Raw genomic sequence first — 18,359 nt, 5'->3', positions numbered from 1 at the left:
GGAGACATTTTTCTCTCCCTGCTGTGATTCGCTTTTCTCAAATCGCGAAAACCCCCCGTTTTTATGCCTTACTCCGCCCATTAGACAGACTTGACTCTGGCAATATGTCGTCAAACCTCCACCCGTGGATTTAAGCCGTGGCAGAAGATAGCGACGACAAAACAGAAGCCCCCACATCGCACCGACTAGAAAAGGCGCGAGAAGAAGGGCAGGTTCCCCGATCGAAAGAGCTGACCTCCGTACTGATTCTGTTGGTGGGTGTCAGCATTATCTGGATGGGTGGGGAGGACTTTGCACGTCGCTTGTCGATGATGCTGACGGCGGGGTTACGTTTTGACCACAACATTGTCAACGATCCGAATCTGATCCTCAGTCAGATAATTTTGCTGATCAAAAATGCAATGTTTGCGTTACTGCCGCTTATCAGCGGGGTTGTCATCATGGCTATAGTGGGTCCACTGATGCTGGGTGGACTGGTGCTCAGCGGGAAATCGTTACAGTTTCAGTTTTCAAAACTGAATCCGCTTAGCGGCATCAAACGTCTCTTCTCGGCACAGGTGGTCGCTGAGCTGGTGAAAGCGGTCATGAAGGCGCTGCTGATGGGAAGCGTGGCCGGGCTCTATTTATGGCATAAATGGCCGGACGTGATGCGACTGATGACGGAAGCGCCGGTTACCGCGATGGCCAGCGCGCTCAATATTGCTGGCATGTGCTGCATTCTGGTGGTGCTGGCGATTATCCCGATGGTCGGCTTTGATGTCTTCTTCCAGATATACAGCCACATTAAAAAATTACGCATGTCGCGTCAGGATATCCGTGATGAATTTAAACAGCAGGAAGGCGACCCCCATGTTAAGGGTCGTATCCGGCAGTTGCAGCGTGATGCCGCGCGTCGCCGCATGATGTCCGACGTGCCTAAAGCGGATGTCATTGTGACCAACCCGACCCACTACGCCGTCGCGTTGCAATATGATGAGAACAAAATGAGTGCGCCAAAAGTGGTAGCGAAGGGCTCCGGTCTCGTTGCGCTGCGCATTCGTGAAATTGGTACGGAAAACAAAATTCCGCTGCTTGAAGCGCCGCCGCTGGCGCGTGCGCTTTATCGCCATGCTGAAATTGGTCAACAAATTCCCGGGCAGCTGTATGCGGCCGTTGCCGAAGTGCTGGCCTGGGTATGGCAATTGAAACGCTGGCGTCTGACGGGCGGTCAGCGGCCGGTTAAACCTGCAAATTTACCTGTGCCTGAGGCGCTGGATTTTTTGAACGAGAAGGATACTGATGGCTAATCTGGTCTCCATGTTGCGCCTGCCGGCCAACCTGAAATCAACGCAATGGCAGATTCTGGCAGGACCCATACTGATCCTGCTTATCCTGTCGATGATGGTATTGCCGTTGCCATCATTCATCCTGGATCTGCTTTTTACCTTTAACATTGCGCTGTCGATCATGGTGCTGTTGGTGGCAATGTTCACCCAGAAAACCCTGGAGTTTGCTGCGTTCCCCACCATTTTGCTGTTCACCACCTTACTGCGCCTTGCGCTGAACGTGGCCTCCACGCGTATTATTTTGATGGACGGGCATACCGGCGGTGCGGCGGCAGGTAAGGTGGTCGAAGCGTTCGGCCACTTCCTGGTCGGGGGGAACTTCGCGATTGGTATCGTGGTGTTCATCATCCTCGTCATCATTAACTTCATGGTTATTACCAAGGGTGCCGGACGTATTGCGGAAGTCGGTGCGCGTTTTGTTCTTGACGGTATGCCCGGTAAGCAGATGGCGATTGATGCCGATCTTAACGCGGGCCTGATTGGTGAAGATGAGGCCAAGCGCCGCCGTTCTGAAGTGACTCAGGAAGCCGACTTCTACGGCTCAATGGACGGTGCGAGTAAATTCGTGCGTGGGGATGCCATTGCAGGCATCCTGATTATGGTTATCAACGTGATTGGCGGCCTGCTGGTGGGCGTGTTGCAGCATGGTATGGACGTAGGCCACGCGGCAGAAAGCTATACGCTGCTGACCATCGGTGACGGTCTGGTCGCACAAATTCCGGCGCTGGTCATTTCGACGGCGGCAGGCGTTATCGTTACGCGTGTAGCCACCGATCAGGACGTCGGCCAGCAGATGGTGGGGCAGCTTTTCACCAACCCGCGCGTCATGCTGCTCAGTGCCGCCGTGCTTGGTTTGCTGGGACTTGTACCCGGTATGCCGAACTTTGTCTTCCTGCTGTTCACCGGGGCATTGCTGGGCCTTGCCTGGTGGCTACGGGGCAAGGAGCAGGAAGCACCGGCGGAAGTCGCACCGGTCAAAATGCCGGAAAACACCCAGGCTGTTGAAGCCACCTGGAACGATGTGCAACTGGAAGACTCGCTCGGTATGGAAGTGGGATATCGCCTGATTCCAATGGTCGATTTCCAGCAGGATGGCGAGCTGCTCGGACGTATCCGCAGTATCCGCAAGAAATTTGCCCAGGATATGGGCTTCCTGCCCCCGGTGGTCCATATTCGTGACAATATGGACCTGCCACCGGCGCGCTATCGCATCCTGATGAAAGGGGTGGAGGTAGGCAGCGGTGAAGCCTATCCGGGACGCTGGCTGGCGATTAACCCTGGCACCGCCGCAGGCACGCTGCCGGGCGAGCAGACGGTAGATCCGGCGTTTGGTCTGACCGCTATCTGGATTGAGAGCGCCCTTAAAGAGCAGGCGCAGATTCAGGGCTTCACCGTGGTGGAAGCCAGTACCGTGGTCGCAACACACCTTAACCATCTGATCAGTCAGTTTGCCCCTGAGCTGTTTGGGCGCCAGGAAGCGCAGCAGCTACTGGATCGCGTGACCCAGGAGATGCCGAAACTCACGGAAGATCTGGTGCCGGGCGTGGTAACGCTGACCACCCTGCACAAGGTGCTGCAAAACCTGCTGGCAGAAAAAGTACCGATCCGCGATATGCGTACCATTCTGGAAACCCTGGCCGAACATGCGCCGGTACAAAACGATCCGCACGAACTGACGACCGTGGTACGCGTTGCGCTCGGCCGAGCTATCACCCAACAGTGGTTCCCTGGCACGGGCGAGGTGCAGGTCATTGGCCTCGATACCCCGCTTGAGCGTCTGTTACTCCAGGCGTTGCAGGGCGGTGGCGGGCTGGAGCCGGGTCTGGCCGATCGTCTGCTGGCCCAGACTCAGGAAGCGCTGTCACGCCAGGAGATGATGGGCGCGCCGCCTGTCCTGCTGGTAAACCATGCGTTGCGTCCGCTGCTGTCGCGGTTCCTGCGTCGTAGCCTGCCTCAGCTGGTGGTACTGTCGAATCTTGAAATGTCTGATAATCGCCATATCCGTATGACGGCGACCATCGGAGGTAAATGATGCGACGCCTCGCGGGCCTGCTTCTGTTAATACCGTTGTTCGGCCAGGCTGCCGGTGAAGGCGCCTGGCAGGACAGCAGCGTAGGTATTATTTTAAGTCACCGGGGGCAGGCTGCGTCATCGCGTGTGCTTGCGCCATCCCAGCCTGTCAACGGGCTGATGACCCTTGTCGTCTGGCGTTATGAACTTAACGGGCCAACACCGGCGGGATTAAATGTGCGCCTCTGCTCACAGACCCGCTGTGTTCAGCTTGATGGTCAAAGCGGGAGCACCGTAGGCTTTGCCGGTGTACCGGCTATTGAACCTATGCGCTTTGTCTGGGAGGTTCCTGGCGGGGGACGTTTGATACCCGCGCTGAACGTTCGCAGTAATCAGGTCATCGTTAACTACCGCTAAACGCTCGTCTTTTCAGCAGTCATCGTTCTCTTTTCATGGATTATGATGACTCGCTCGCAAATTTTGACCCTCACTTTTGAAGCAGTAGAAACACTGTTTTATAAATCAGTGACGCACGTAATGAGACTCTTTGCTTTTTTGCCATTGTGCCCACTTTGGTGGCAGAAACAGGAAGGTTTCAGAATGCGCATACTCTTACTTTAGCCGTGTAAGAACCACCTTTGGCGAAAGGATTGCCAGAGGTCCCTCACTAATGAACAGGGTTAACGGCAATGAAAACACGTAAAATTGGTTTAGCTAACTATCTCGCCTACGGCTCAGGCGATTTTCTGGGGGCGGGCACCACGGCACTGACCGCTGCATGGCTTCTGTACTTCTACACAACGTTTTGCGGGTTAACACCTATCGAAGCGACCTTTATTTTTGCCGCCGCAAGGGTACTCGATGCCGTTGTCAGTCCGCTGATGGGCTTTTTGACCGACAACTTCGGGTCAACATGGCTGGGTAAACGTTTTGGGCGTCGCAAATTCTTTATCATGCTGGGTATTCCTTGCGTGTTCAGCTATTCCATTATGTGGGTAGGGGACATGAACTTCTGGTATTACCTGGTGACCTATCTGATTTTTGACATCGTCTACACCATGATCCTGGTACCCTACGAAACCCTGGTGCCGGAAATGACCGATGACTTTAAACAGAAAACCAAATTCTCGGGTGCGCGCATCTCAATGGCGCAGATGTCGGCTATTTTGGCCTCTTTCCTGCCGGGCATCCTGCTGGCTCATTTTGGTAAAGACAACCCCATCTCCTTCTTCTATGCAAGCCTCGTCTTCTCCGTACTGTGCGCCATCATGCTGACCTTTGTCTGGTGCTTTACCTGGGAGCGTCCGCGTGAAGACTGGACTGAAGCCGCGCTGCGTGCAGAAGAAGAGAAGAAAAGCCTGACCTTTAGTCAGAGCATGAGCCGTCTGTTCGTGGAATTAAGCTCGACGCTGCGCATTAAAATTTTCCGTCAGCACCTTGGCATGTACCTCGGCGGTTATATTGCCCAGGACGTCTTTAACGCGGTCTTTACCTACTACGTGGTCTTCGTGCTGATGCAGGAAGCCTCTATGGCCTCCAGCCTGTTGGGCACCATGGCCATCTTCCAGTTCATTGCCGTTATCGCCATGATCCCGCTGTGCATCCGCTTCGGACCTGCGCCGTCTTACCGCATGGTGGTGGTGCTGTTTGGTCTGAGTGCAGTCTCTTACGCGGTGCTCTACTGGGCAGGCCTGAGTGATGTCTACTCGCTGCTGCTGTTGATTTCTGCGGTCGCGGGCCTGGGCCGTGGCGGTATCAACTACGTACCGTGGAACACCTATACCTACATTGCTGATATTGATGAAGTGGTCACCGGTCAGCGTCGTGAAGGGATTTTCGCGGGCATCATGACCCTGACCCGTAAAGCGTCTCAGGCCGGTGCGGTGATGCTGGTGGGGATTGTGATGCAGATGTCCGGATTTGTCTCCGGGCAGAAAACTCAGGTGCCAGAAGTCAGCCATACCATTCTGCTTATCTTAAGCGTTGGCACGGTGGCGGTGTTGTGCTGCGGCTTCCTGGTCTCCCTGCGCTTCAAACTGAACCTGAAAACCCACAGCATCCTGCGTGAAGAGACGGCAAAAATGCGTTCTTCCGGTCGCGCCATGCCGGAAACCGCAACGCCTGAAGCCCGTGCGACCGTCGAAATGCTGGCAGGTATGCCGTATGACACCCTGTGGGGCAATAACAACATTGGCTATCTGAATCGTAATAAACCTGCCGCGCCGTCACTGAAAGAACGCGCGTCACTGAAATCGACTTACAACTGAGGTTAAGAATATGAAGGTTTGGCCTGTTAAACACAGCCCGTTACTTTGCCAGCCCGAGCGTTTTATCGCCCGCGATGAGCTTAAAGCATTGATCCAGAAGGTGACGCATAATCTGGTTAATATTCATGATACCTCTGGTGAGTTTTTACTGCGGCTTGATGATGGACGCGTGATTGATACCAAAGGATGGGCAGGGTGGGAGTGGACCCACGGTGTCGGACTTTATGGCATGTATCAGTATTACCGTCAGACGGGGGATAAAACCGTTCGCGATATTATCGACAGCTGGTTTGCCGATCGTTTCGCTGAAGGCGCGACCACCAAAAACGTCAACACTATGGCGCCGTTCCTGACCCTGGCGTATCGCTACGAAGAAACCGGTGAGGCCAGTTATTTGCCGTGGCTGGAAACCTGGGCTGAATGGGCGATGAGCGAAATGCCGCGCACCGAGCACGGCGGCATGCAGCACATTACGCTGGCGGAAGAGAACCATCAGCAGATGTGGGATGACACGCTGATGATGACCGTCCTGCCGCTGGCGAAAATCGGCAAGCTGCTTAATCGCCCGGATTACGTTGAAGAAGCGGTGTATCAGTTCCTGCTGCATGTGCAGAATCTGATGGACCGCGAGACGGGGTTGTGGTTTCACGGCTGGAGCTATGAAGGCAACCATAACTTTGCCCACGCCCGCTGGGCACGGGGTAATAGCTGGCTGACGATTGTCATCCCGGACTTCCTGGAGCTGGTGGATCTGCCGGAAAACAACGCCGTGCGCCGTTATCTGGTGCAGGTGTTGAATGCCCAGATTGCCGCGCTGGCGAAGTGCCAGGATGAGAGCGGACTGTGGCATACGCTGCTTGACGATCCGAACTCTTATCTTGAAGCGTCCGCCACCGCCGGGTTTGCCTATGGCATCCTTAAAGCCGTTCGCAAGCGCTATGTCGGACCGGAATATGCGCAGGTGGCTGAGAAAGCAATCAAGGCGGTGGTGCAGAACATCTCAGCAGAAGGGGAGCTGCTGCAGGTCTCCTTTGGTACCGGGATGGGGAGCGATTTAGACTTCTATCGCCAGATCCCGCTGACCTCCATGCCCTATGGTCAGGCTATGGCCATGTTGTGCCTGACGGAATACCTGCGCAAGTATTTTTGACGGGGCCGGCGACATATCCGTAATCCTGCGGGGTTACGGATTTTTTTTTGTATATCGGTCAGCGCGACACACTTTTAGTTACAACATACTTTCTATTTTAACTTTGCTGCCAGTAAGCGGCAGCGGCGCTCGTTGCTTGTCAGGCAGGGGATGAGAGGCACGGTGTTGTAGGTAAAAAAATCCCCTGCAGGTTAGCAGGGGATTGACTGGCCGATTAGTTCGGGCATAACCCGGTAGGTTTTTTTAGCGGGCCGCACTGGTCAAAGCCGTAAACCTTGTAGCCTTTGCTTTCCATGCAACTTATTACTTTATCCCTTCGTTTTACGGATTGCTCGTACGTCTCACCAGGGTTGGTGGTATTCAGACTCCATTGCGGATCGTCAAGATTCTCCTTACGATCAACACCACAGCTGTACAGATCGGCTTTACGCTGAGCCTCATTGGTGCGGCCCGATGCCTCCGGCTTCTGAAATACCTGTACCCAGGGCACGTACCTGTAATTCGACGAGTCCAAATCCGCAACGACACAGCCGGATAACATAAACAGACTCGCGATAATGCCTGACATCTTTACCATGTTTTATCCTGTTATTTGTTGGTTGCGAAAATGAACTCCAGCAGTTCCGGTGAGACTACCTCGCTTAATGCGAAAGGTGCAGCCTGCGGAAGCGCCGCATAGGTCCAGACTTCTGCCGCAACTTTGGTGAAATCCGATCGGTTACGGGAGGTGTTACCTGTTTCATCATAGAAGCCCGGTAACTGGCCGCCGATGAAATCGTGTGAACCGGCGAAGCTTTCCACCGTGGTATCGAAGAAATCGCCTTTCAGCGTGCCGGGAGCATAAGGCGTGTCGCCAAAAAGCCCCTCGACACCCTGAAGCCCGCCCGTGTAGCCATAAAGTCCAGCCGCGATTTCTTTATCTTCCAGTAGAGAGGTTAACGTCGGGTGATTGATATCACCTTTGTATTTCACGCGTCCTTCAGCATCATAATCAAGCACCAATTTACCGTTCGCGTCTTTTTTAGTATCACAGCGTTCATTATTTGAGCCGCAAATGATATCTAAGCCAACCCTTACGCCGCCGAGTTTCAGCCCATCATAGGCGCCACTTACCGCTGATATGTTGCTTAGCACATTACCAGTAGATTTATCGACCACACCCGGCGACAGCATTGAGTTTCTGGCTGTCTCTTCACGCAGTTTGGTTGCAGCAAGGACAAGGGTGCCCTGGGTGATAGCGGCATCCGGGGAGCCGGCGACGATGCCAACGACGGTCTGCAGCAGGCGGCGTTGATACTGAATTTTATAAATCTCATCCAGTGCGGCATCGCGTTTCGCCACGTCACCTGACTTAATCGCTTTTTGCAGTTCATTGCGGGCGGCTGCTTGCTTGTCATCCAGCAGCACCCCAATCTGACGGTTGGCGTTCTCTTTAAAGTCGCGGGTCACCTGAACCTGCAGGTTCAGCTCTTTAAGGACTTTGTCTTTGTCGAAGTTATGTTCAAGACGACCGGAGTTGGCGGCGGCGGTCTCGGTCGTGATGTCGGTTTTGATACCATCAACGGCCTGTTGCTGCGCATCAGGACGGGTGACAGTGACATTACTCGTGTTGATGCCGCTACGGGTAACTGAGTTCTCACTACCGCTGTCATGACCAATGCCAAAGGTGATATCTCTGTCCAGGGAGGCATAGCCGTCCGCAAGATGGGTATTCCCGTCTTTATCCGTCACGGTTTTGCTACTTTGTGGTGCCGCATTTTTGCCAAGGCCCATATCCGTGTTCATGCTCATTGAGCCGCCAACGCCAAAGCCGTTGCCTTCATAATCAGCGTTGTTATGAACATCACGCCAGCTGATTGTGCCGGTGCTGAACTGGTTTTTACCCGCCTGTTCTGCGCTCTCGCTGGAGGTAATAAGCCCGCCGACCAGATCGGTATTGTCTTTAACATTAATATTATAGCCATCAGCACCGGCAAAGACTCCGGACTGCTCCTGCACGGAGGCGTAATCCGCGTTCACCTTAGACTGCCCGTAGTTACCGGAGGCGGCAAAGCCGTAGCCCACGGTGACCTGACCCCCGACGTTCATCTGTTTCCCGTCATACTGCATGGTGTCCTGAAGGCTTTCGATATTCAGATCCTGGGCGGTAATATCGACCCCTTTACCCAGTAGCTGACCGCCACGCAGGGTGGTCGTGCCGCCGCTGGTGAGGGTAGTTTGCCCGTCCATATCCCCGACATGGCTGTTACGCCAGGAGCGTTCATCCCCGTTGCCATAGCCTTTGCCTTTGTTGGCACCGGCCGTGACGCCAAACGAAGCACCACCCTGACCATAGCTCACCGCAACGCCTGCGTTCCAGCCGCTGGACTTATTATCACTGCGTTCATGGCGCTCTTGCTGCGCGGCCACGATATTGATGTCGTTGTCAGCAAACAGAGTCGTACTCTGCTTGCCACTGACATCAGAGCCGATGATGTTAATGTCCGACTGCTTGCCACCGGTCGCCACCACCACTGCGTTTTGCCCGGCGTTGACTTTGCTTGCCAGTGCGCTGGTGCTGTTGGTGTTTTCGGTATTAGTCTGTTTACTTTGGCCATAGGTGAGCGACACGCTGACGTTCTGCGCCGCCGCCTGGGCGCCGTTTTCCATCAGACCTTGCGACATATTCATCATTGCACTGGCCGCGCGGGCGCTGTCCCATGCGGCGTTGGCGGCTGCCAGCATGTTGATGCGATCGTCATTGCTCTTGCCCACATTCTGCGTGCTCTGAATTGCCCCGCGTACTGCCTGCACCACCGGCACGTTGACGGCCAGCGTAAAGCCTTTTTGCTCCAGGGTACGTTTGTATTGAGACGCGTAGGTGTTCTCGTCGGCCTCAATGGTGACGTTTTTACCCTGGATGCCCACATTGCCTTCAGGCGACGCGACGGTACTGCCGGTCTGGCGATAGTCATTGCCCGCCAGCAATACCGTGTCTCCCTGCAGGCTGCCAACCATTGAGCCCTGGCCGGAAAGCGCCTGGCTTGCCTGCTCGGTAGTCTCTTTACGTGAACCCACCGTGAAACCGATGCCGCCCGAACTCAGCAGGCCCGATTTTTTCTCCTGTTTAAGGTGCGTCTCTTCATTACGTCCCCCCATCGTGGTCAGGGTTAAATCGTTGCCGGCGCGCACGCCAACATTTCCTGTGCCGACCACACTACTGCCCGCAACGGTCACATTATTACCCGCATCGATTTTCAGCATGTTTGCGCTCAGCTCGCTGCCCTGAACACTCTGTCGATCTATGGTGTCACGCGTGGTACGGGTGGTTTTTGACAGCCAGCCGTTACCGCCTGTCACTTTGTGCCGTTCGTCGAGTTGGTTTTCGTTAAGCACACCGGAGACCTTGATATCATTCCTGGCAAGCAGCGCCAGGGTGCCATCGGACTTCACCGCCGCGCCGTAAGCGGCGATATCATTACCCGCTGCAAGAGTTACGCCGCCGTTACCATTAACGGTCGTACCGTTGTGTTCAAGGCTGCTCTGCCGAAGAGTGTTGTCAGCGTCCCAGATGAGATTGTCACTGCGGGCGGTGGTCACGGTGTCGAGCGTGAGGTCGCGGCCGGCCACCAGCTGTGCTTTGCCGTTTTCTCCGCTGGCGATAACCTGCGCGCCGCGTAGCGTAATATCCCTGCCGGACTGTAGCGCCAGCTTCCCGTCCTCACCCTGCACATAGATCCCCGACACGCTGTCGATAGTGGTGCGGCTAAAGCGGTTTTCACCATTAACGCTTTCTGCGCTGGCCGTGGTGGTGGTGAGTGTGATATCGCGTCCGGCGTTCGCAACTACGCTGTTCTCGCCAACCACCGTGCCGCCATTATTAGTAATATCGGTGCGGGCCAGAAGATTGACATCTGCCCCCCGGATAGTCCCTGCCTGATTGGTGATGTTATCGGCGTCAAGCTGCAGCACGCGGCGGCCACTAATGGTGCCGTTGTTAAACAGGCTGCCGTTCAGTTTCAGCGAAACATTGTTGCCTGCAATTAATGCGCCGGAGCCGTCAATGTCGCCCTGTTTAACTTTGGCATACACCTGCGGCACCAGCACCGTTTGCATTGAACCATCCGGCATCTTCACGCGGGTGTTGACCAGCCAGACGATGTCGCCGGTTAACAACGCCATCTGCTCGGGCGTCAGTGCTACCCCCAGCTTGAGATCGTACTGTTTGCCGAATGTAATGCCTCTATCCATCAATGACTTATATTGCTCTTCGTCATTGGAATAACCGTCAAGATAACGCTGCCCCGTCACGCCGATGACTTGCTCACGCACCAGGCGCTGCTCATAGTAGCCGTCGCCGAGGCGCTTCTGCGTGTTGTCGCCATCATCGCTGAAGGCCTTCTGCATGTAGTCGCTGCCAAGCCAGTTTCTTTCATTTGTGAAGCGCGGGTCGGTTTCGACCAAAAACGGCACATCGGCTGCCGGATTAACCTTAAACAGGCTATTGTCCGGTAGCCTGGTGTTCGGGCCAACGATACGGATAAGGCCACCTGCTGGCTTCACTTCAAACTGCTGCCCGGCTGGAGGCGTAACAGGTTCATCAGGAGAAACCGACTGTTGCGGTGGCGCGACAGGCACTTCGGTCTGCCCGGTGGCGACATCTGCCGTTCGGGCGATGGTCACATGTGTCGCCTGCGACACCAGCGGCGAGAGGGTGAGATTGCTCCCGTCGACGGTGCCGTTGCTGATCAGTTGTCCGGGTTTAAGTTTGATGGACTGGATGGCGGTCGGCGGGGTGTAGTTCGTCCTGTCGCGACCCTGTTCATCATCGCCTTTGTGACGGATGCGATAGTAATGGGTTACCGTGCCCACATCCGTTGTCCGACGTTCGCCGGTCACATCTTCATTGCGCAGACTCTTCAGACCGTCGGTGCTCAGGGTACCGCCAGCAATCACCTGGCTCTTATCGTTGTTCAGCGTGTCACCGCTAAGGGTCAGGTTTCCGCCAGCGAGGATTTTAGCCGGATCGCTCTCTTTGATGCGGGTCTCTTCAACCGTGCGCGTATAGTCATACTGGTTAAAGTTATCATGACCGCCGCCTGGGCGCTCCGGGGTGCTGAGGTTGCGTAAGCCGTCTGAAGAGTTGCCATCTACCAAGACATTTTCCGTGCCCGCTTTCCAGCGGTTGGTTGAGCCGGAGTGCTGATACTCCGTCAGCGGCTCTTGTGAAACGGTCACGATCTCGGTTGAGAAGCGATCGTTGATGTTATTGATCTGACCAGCGTTAATGGCCATATCGCCAGCCGATTCGATGGTAGAGCTATGGTTATTGATAGTCGCTGCCTGCCCGGTCACTGCCCCTTTATCATCGAGAGTGCCACCTATCTCCATCTCTCCGGCGCTGTAGATTAAGCCGTGGTCTCTGTTATTAAGGGTGTTGACGCCAAGATCAACGCGCTCCCGTCCCGCAAGCGTGGCCGCCGTGCCATTTTCCGCGAGATTACTGAAGGTCGTGGCATTGACACCGATGGCGTCACCATAGATACGTCCGCTACCGATATTGGTCAGGGTGTCGACATTGATGCGCGTGTAACCGCCGTCAATCAGGCCGCGGTTAAGCAGGGTACCAGTGGTGGTGAGCGTGTTTCGACCGGCATTGATTTCGCCGTCCTGGGTGTTAGTCAGGTTATCGCTTTGGACGTTGAGCGCCTTACCCGCCAGCAGTTTGCCGCTGTTGGTAAGGTCACCCTGAGTCGTAAGGTCAAGGGTGCCGTTGGCGATAGTTGACCCGCTGTTGTCAAAAGCCTGTGCGCTGTGTAGCGTCATATCACCCAGGGACAAAAGCTGGCCGCTGCCATCGAGCCTATCGGCATCCACTTTCAGCGTTTTACCGGCTTTGAGCGTACCGTCGCGGTTGATGAGGGAGAGCGTTTCGCCGCTCACCTCCAGCACGCCGGTGGCGGCCAGCGCACCGCCACTGTTGTTCAGTTCACCGGTGTTTTGAATTTCCAGTGCCTCGTTGGCAAGAAGAGAGCCGCGCTGGTTATCAAGCGTAGTGGTCTTCAGGCTGACGCGCTGCCCCTCCAGACCTTTATTGTCGGTCAGGGTGTTCTGGTTAGTGAGAGTAGCGGCATCCAGGCTGAGGTCATTCCCGCTGCGGATAAGGCCGGCGGTGTTATCTACCACGCCTTTCGCGCTCTCAACCATTAAATCGCCAACGGACTGGATCTGACCATTATTGTTGGCAAGGCTATCGGTTTTAATGGTTGTCTGGCCTTCACCGATCACCCGTCCGCCGTCGCGGTTAGTTAGTCGGGCGGCCGCAATGACTGCATTTCCCGTGGCCGCCAGGGTTCCCGCCTGATTATCAAGCGTGTCGGCGGCAAGGTTGAGCTCACCCAGGCTGTTCAGGGTACCATCGACATTGTTCAGTACACCGGTGGTGGCCTGGATCCCTTTAGCCTGTATCAGCCCGGACTGGTTATTCAGCGTCAACGCCGGATTGAGCGTAAGGCCTTCGTTTGCCACCAGTTGCCCGGCGGTGTTATCAAGCGTCTGCCCGCGCAGCGTCATCGCATTGCCGGAGTAGGCCACGCCGTTACTGTTATCCAGTGCATCGGCATTCAGGGAGGTCTCGCCGAGAGAGAGGATGCCCCCCGTGTCACCACTGTTGCGGTTGCTGATACGTTGTGCGCGGACATCCAGCGCGCCGCCGCTTTGTATCAGGCCGCCGCCATCGTTGTTCAGGCTCTCCCCGTCTAAGGTCATGCCCGTGCCGGCTTTCAGCGCCCCCTGCTGGTTGGTAAGGGTGGCGACGCGGGCATCGAGCGCGCCGCCGCTTTGTATCAGGCCACCGCTATCGTTGTTCAGGCTCTCCCCGCGTAAGGTCATGCCCGTGCTGGCTTTCAGCGCCCCCTGCTGGTTGGTAAGGGTGGCGACGCGGGCATCGAGCGCGCCGCCGCTTTGTATCAGGCCGCCGTTATCGTTGTTCAGGCTCTCCCCGTCTAAGGTCATGCCCGTGCCGGCTTTCAGCGCGCCCTGCTGGTTGGTAAGGGTGGCGACGCGGGCATCAAGCGCGCCACCGCTGTGTATCAGGCCGCCGTTATCGTTGTTCAGGCTCTCCCCGTCTAAGGTCATGCCGGTGCCGGCTGTCAGCGCGCCCTGCTGGTTGGTGAGTGTGCCGAAGTGGGCATTCAGCGTGTCGTCAGTGCCAAACTGTCCGAGACGGTTATCCACATCGCCGCCGGAGAAGGTCAATGCACCGTTGCTGGCAAGAAAGCCGCTCTGGTTATTGAGATCGCCGCTTTGAATGTCGAGCGTCCCCTGAGAGAGCAGGGAGCCTGACTGGTTGTTAAAGTCCCCGTTTTGAAGCGCAAGGCTGGCACCCCGGGCAACAATGACCCCGTTCTGGTTGTTCAGCCCGGTAGCTTCAAGGCGCTGGGTACGGGCAGCCTCAATGCGTCCACCGGTGTTGTTGACCGCATCGCGACTCTGAATGATGTTGTCACCGCCGGTCGCAGAAATCAGGCCTGCGGTGTTGTCCAGCGAGCCGGTGTTCAGACGCGTATTTCCCTCCACGCCCAGCAGTTGTCCCCCATTGTTATTGAGGGCTTGCGCGGTGACATTCAGATCGCCATTGCTGGCAATCTGTCCCTGCTGGTTATCGAGTTTTCCCGGTAACGCAACCGTCAGAGTACCTTTTCCGCTCTGGACAATAGTGCCTTTCTGGTTAGAAAGATGCCGGGCGCTCAGGTTGAGTGTATCAGCGCTGAGATTACCCCCGTCATTACTGGCGGTTCCGGCGGTACTGGCAGAGAGTTCGCTGGCGTTAACACGGGCCTGTCGGGTGCTGAGATCACCGCTGTTGGCGTTCAGTAACATCCGTTTGCCCTGCGTCTGGCTGCCGCTCAGGTCGACGCCCTGACCCGAAATGGCGACCGTTCCCCCCGCCAGCGTCTGGCCATGCGCGTTAAGCTGGCCGTCGGTGGATAGCTGCAGTTCGCCCGCAGAACCCAGTTTTCCGTCATTTCCCACCCCGGCTGCCAGCACGCTGTTACTGTCGCTGGTGAGGGTCGCCGCGTGCGCCTGCACGTTATTTCCCGCCGTCACGATGCCACTGTTACGAAACTCGCCTGCCGTTTGCAGGATGGCATCTTCACTGCCACGGACGGTCCCGCTGTTTTCGATGCGACCATCCGCGGTGAGGGTGACGCTGCCCGCCTGCGCGCCCATTGCGCCTGCGTTGCGCACACCCACCCCCGTTTCGGTGCCGATCATACGAATTTTGCCGGCGTACATGCCGCCAAGGCTGGAGACATCCACCGCCAGCTGTGGCCGTGTACTGGCCTCATCGGCACCTTTGGTGACCTGATCATGGGCCGCGTTAACACTGTTACGCCCTGTGGTGACCTTAAGATCGTTGGCCCATAATCCGGCATTGACCTTTACTGAGCGGGCGATGATATCGGTATAGTCGGCGCCGGTGGTGTCCATCCCGGCACCTTCAACCACCACTTCGCCGCGTTCAACGTTATAGCCTGTAAGATTGCCATTGTTCAGCTGGGCCTGGCCGGTGGTCAGGGTGGCGCGATTGGCGTTAATAAAACCGCAGCCGTTACAGGTGATCCCCGCCGGGTTAGCAATGACGACCTGCGCTTTCTGGCCTGCCACTTCAATCATACCGTTGAGTTTGCTGGGATCGCGGGCAGTGACTTCGTTCAGAATGACTTTCGCTTCGCCTTTAGCAAGCCAGGGGTTACCTGCAACCATCCCGCCCAGTTGGGTTTGCACATTTTTATGCGAGTTATTGAGGATGACCCCCTGCTGATTCACATCAAACTGGGTGTAATTATTGCGCGAAACCCCTGCGCCTGACGGTGTCTGAATATTGACCTGCGGCGTGCCGTTAGCGCTTTGTAGCACGGTTGGCTGCTGATTTTTCGCGGCGTTGACATCCGCGACAATATTGGCCTGCGCCGTTTGTATGACCCCCATCGCCAGCCACAAACTCAGACTCATGGCACTGAGCTTACATACCAGACGGCTATGGGTATGGCCAATACCGGAGGCGCGTGCGGAACCCGCACGACCAGAGCGGGCAATATCGGCCACGACCATAAGCATGCCGCGCGCTTTGTTAAAGACGATACGGTACAGGTTCTTATTCATCATTCATTCCTTTAAACACTTCCGGCAGGTTGACGGTGAGCGGGTGTTTCCGCCGCCACTCGTGCGCGTCTTCACGGCTTATCTGGTTGCCATGAAACATCACTACGCGCTTACCGCGCTCGGCACCCCGGTGATAGAGTGCGCGGGCACAGTGCCCGGAGAAAAAGTCATTACGCATCAGCTTATGCATGGCGACGGTATCGCCAAACGGCGCTATCCAGTCACAAAACCAGAGACGGTCGCCGCTCTGCCAGTCCGCTTCACGCATTTCAATCGACGGACGGGTAAGGAAACGGCTTTCCGCTTCCTCATCAAGCCAGGCCCAGCTGAGAAAGAAAACAGGTTCGGCGTCCCGTGCAACGAGCACGTACTGACGGCGTTTAATAATCGGTAACAGCAGTGTGGGGAGCGCATGAAGCGGGGCATCGCGATGCATGGGTGAGTGCATCCACAGCCAGACGCTTGCCCCCAGCACCTCGGCTTCGTTCTCCTCTTCGCTGAGAAACAGCGGAGCCTTGATGTTGTACTCGCCAATGCGCATTACCAGCTCCAGTTCAGGTTGAAACCCAGGGTAACGGAACTGGTTTGAAAACCGTCCGGTTTCGAGAAAGGCGTGCCAGCAAACAGGTCATAGGCGGTATTAAAAGCGCTGCCACGCAGGCCCAGGACGCCGCCTGCCAGGTGTTTACCAATCAGGTAATCTGAGCTGTAACCGCCGACTTCGCCGTAATCAGCACCGATATACAACTCCTGATTAGGCAGCGGTGTGCTCCAGCCCAGATCGTTACGTACATACCAGCCGTGGCTGGCGTTAAGCGTGCGTTCGCCATCGAACCCACGTACCGTCCAGCGGTTACCAATGGCGAATTGATCCTGTGGAGTCAGCGGCGTGTTACTGACCTGCCGCTGATACTGCACGTTGTAGCGAAAGTGCTGGTTTGCGATGTCGAAAGGCAGATCGAGCTGGCTGTTGAGAACAAGGATTTTGCTCAGCGCAGTGGCATCACCGGTGTACTCTTCCGGCGCAGGCTGGGCGCCAAACCAGCGGGTCCCGCGCTGGTAACTGACGCCAGCATCCAGCGTAGCCTGGCCAATATAGTGACGATGTTGTAGCCCCAGACGCCAGGCTGCTGTCTGGCGGCGCTGTACACCAACTTCGGTATCATCAATGTAGTTACGGGTTTCGCGTGCCAGCACATCGTAAGTGAAAGTGGTTTTCTGCGAGCCGCTGCGGTGCAGCACGCGGCTAAGCTGGACATCAAGGTTTTTGCTTTTGCCGCTATAACGGTAGTCCTGGTTCAGCCCGGCCACCGTCTGGTGATAATCGTAATCGCTGCCGGTAATGCCAAACATCCAGTAACCCAGCGGCACCGAATAGTGCGCGGTAACGTTTTTGCTGCCTTTCCCGCCACTGTCATTCAGGTCATGGCTGGCCGAGACATACAGCAGGTCGCTCAGTGAGAAGGGATTATCCAGCGAGAGGGTCGCTCCGCCCTGATAGCGCCCGGTGGTTTCCGTGCCAGAATCGTCAAGCGACAACCCGAGACGCCACATTTTGCGCTGATTACGGGTGATAACGATATCGCTTTCACCCGGCTTATCACCCGGAAGAATTTCCATACTGGCATCGACGGTGGGCAGGCGCTGCAGGTTTTCAAGCCCCTGTTCGATGTCGCGTAAGTCCAGCAGATTGCCCTCATGGGCAGGGAAGGCGCTGTAAAGCTGGATATAGTTATCGCTTTCAGGCGTGAGTTTCACCTGGCGCACGTAGCCTGGCACAATCGCCAGTTTTAACGTTCCGCTTTTCAAATCCTGAGACGGAGCCAGAACACGGGTCGTTATCCACCCGTGATCGACCAGTCTGTTTTGCAGCGTACTCATCAACAGATTGATTCCCTTCCCGCCCAGGCACTGGCCCTGAGCCTGGTCCGCAAGGCGTTGTAGCGGTAACCAGTGTGGCAGCGCATCCTGCCCGCTCAGCTCAACGCGATTAATCGGGAAGCACGGGCGTTCAGTGGGGAAGGGGATGCGGCCAAAGCTGGAAGTGGGTTCCGTTAACCTGACATCCGGTGTCGGTGGCGTAATTTGTTGTTCCAGCGCTCTCTGGCGCTGCTGCTGAATAATGAACTGATCTTCAGGAGGGGCAGCATGAACACTGTAAACAACAGAAAAAGGGGCTGTCGCCGAAATTATGAAGGCGAGATTACGTCTTAGAGTCATCGGTCATTCCGTGCCGTGTAAGTAAAAAGGATCTAATGTGATTTTTTGTAAAATTGTTTAGTTATTTGCGTTACGACGAAAGGGGGAATAGTCCTAAAACTTCGGACCATTCCGAGTCTGGATACCCCTAAAACTGGTAGGATTTCTTAAAGTTAGCCAAAAACAGGCTATATGGGCGTGTGGGACAGAAGGTAAAGCGCAGGGTGGTTAAAAAGCGTACAGGGAAAAGACGGATGATTT

Annotated in this window: 9 protein-coding genes; 5 read left to right on the top strand and 4 right to left on the bottom strand. The window is 55.8% G+C overall.

Translation table 11 applies throughout. The annotated features are described in order from the left end of the window. The first annotated feature begins 137 nt into the window (after nucleotides 1–137). The 5 genes from flhB to bglB all read left to right on the top strand — a co-directional run bounded on the left by flhB (nucleotide 138) and on the right by bglB (nucleotide 6,752). Nucleotides 138–1,286, top strand: coding sequence for a flagellar biosynthesis protein FlhB (gene flhB / locus M1D91_RS13610; RefSeq protein ID WP_437431649.1), 1,149 nt, complete (start codon nucleotides 138–140; stop codon nucleotides 1,284–1,286). Beyond that, entirely contained in the window at nucleotides 1,279–3,357 is a 2,079-nt protein-coding gene (gene flhA, locus M1D91_RS13605; protein ID WP_437431648.1) for a flagellar biosynthesis protein FlhA, read from the top strand. The genes flhB and flhA overlap by 8 nt, the downstream gene beginning before the upstream one ends. After that, nucleotides 3,357–3,752: a flagellar protein FlhE gene (flhE, locus tag M1D91_RS13600; protein WP_437431666.1), complete on the top strand. Its 396-nt coding sequence runs from the start codon at nucleotides 3,357–3,359 to the stop codon at nucleotides 3,750–3,752. Before flhA ends, flhE begins: the two co-directional genes overlap by 1 nt. Nucleotides 3,753–4,024: 272 nt before the next feature. Beyond that, nucleotides 4,025–5,602: an MFS transporter gene (locus tag M1D91_RS13595; protein ID WP_437431647.1), complete on the top strand. Its 1,578-nt coding sequence runs from the start codon at nucleotides 4,025–4,027 to the stop codon at nucleotides 5,600–5,602. 10 nt (nucleotides 5,603–5,612) lie between these two features. Continuing rightward, entirely contained in the window at nucleotides 5,613–6,752 is a 1,140-nt protein-coding gene (bglB, locus tag M1D91_RS13590; RefSeq protein ID WP_437431646.1) for a beta-galactosidase BglB, read from the top strand. A gap of 214 nt (nucleotides 6,753–6,966) precedes the next feature. Here the strand turns inward: bglB and M1D91_RS13585 are convergent, their stop codons facing one another. From M1D91_RS13585 to M1D91_RS13570, 4 genes are read right to left on the bottom strand one after another with little or no spacing between them, the layout of a single operon-like run. Next, nucleotides 6,967–7,329, bottom strand: a complete 363-nt coding sequence (locus tag M1D91_RS13585; protein ID WP_437431645.1) for a hypothetical protein — start codon at nucleotides 7,327–7,329, stop codon at nucleotides 6,967–6,969. A gap of 11 nt (nucleotides 7,330–7,340) precedes the next feature. After that, nucleotides 7,341–15,899 carry a two-partner secretion domain-containing protein gene (locus tag M1D91_RS13580; RefSeq protein WP_437431665.1) on the bottom strand — a complete coding sequence of 2,853 codons (8,559 nt, stop codon included), beginning with the start codon at nucleotides 15,897–15,899 and terminating at the stop codon, nucleotides 7,341–7,343. Beyond that, nucleotides 15,892–16,440 (bottom strand): toxin-activating lysine-acyltransferase, encoded by a 549-nt coding sequence (locus tag M1D91_RS13575; protein ID WP_437431644.1) that lies wholly within the window; start codon nucleotides 16,438–16,440, stop codon nucleotides 15,892–15,894. The genes M1D91_RS13580 and M1D91_RS13575 overlap by 8 nt, the downstream gene beginning before the upstream one ends. Beyond that, entirely contained in the window at nucleotides 16,440–18,119 is a 1,680-nt protein-coding gene (locus M1D91_RS13570) for a ShlB/FhaC/HecB family hemolysin secretion/activation protein (protein WP_437431643.1), read from the bottom strand. The genes M1D91_RS13575 and M1D91_RS13570 overlap by 1 nt, the downstream gene beginning before the upstream one ends. Between the last annotated feature and the right edge of the window lie 240 nt (nucleotides 18,120–18,359).

This window comes from Enterobacter sp. SA197, from assembly GCF_054131575.1.
Note: the sequence above shows the minus strand (reverse complement) of the source record. Positions and strands in the feature narration are given on the sequence as shown.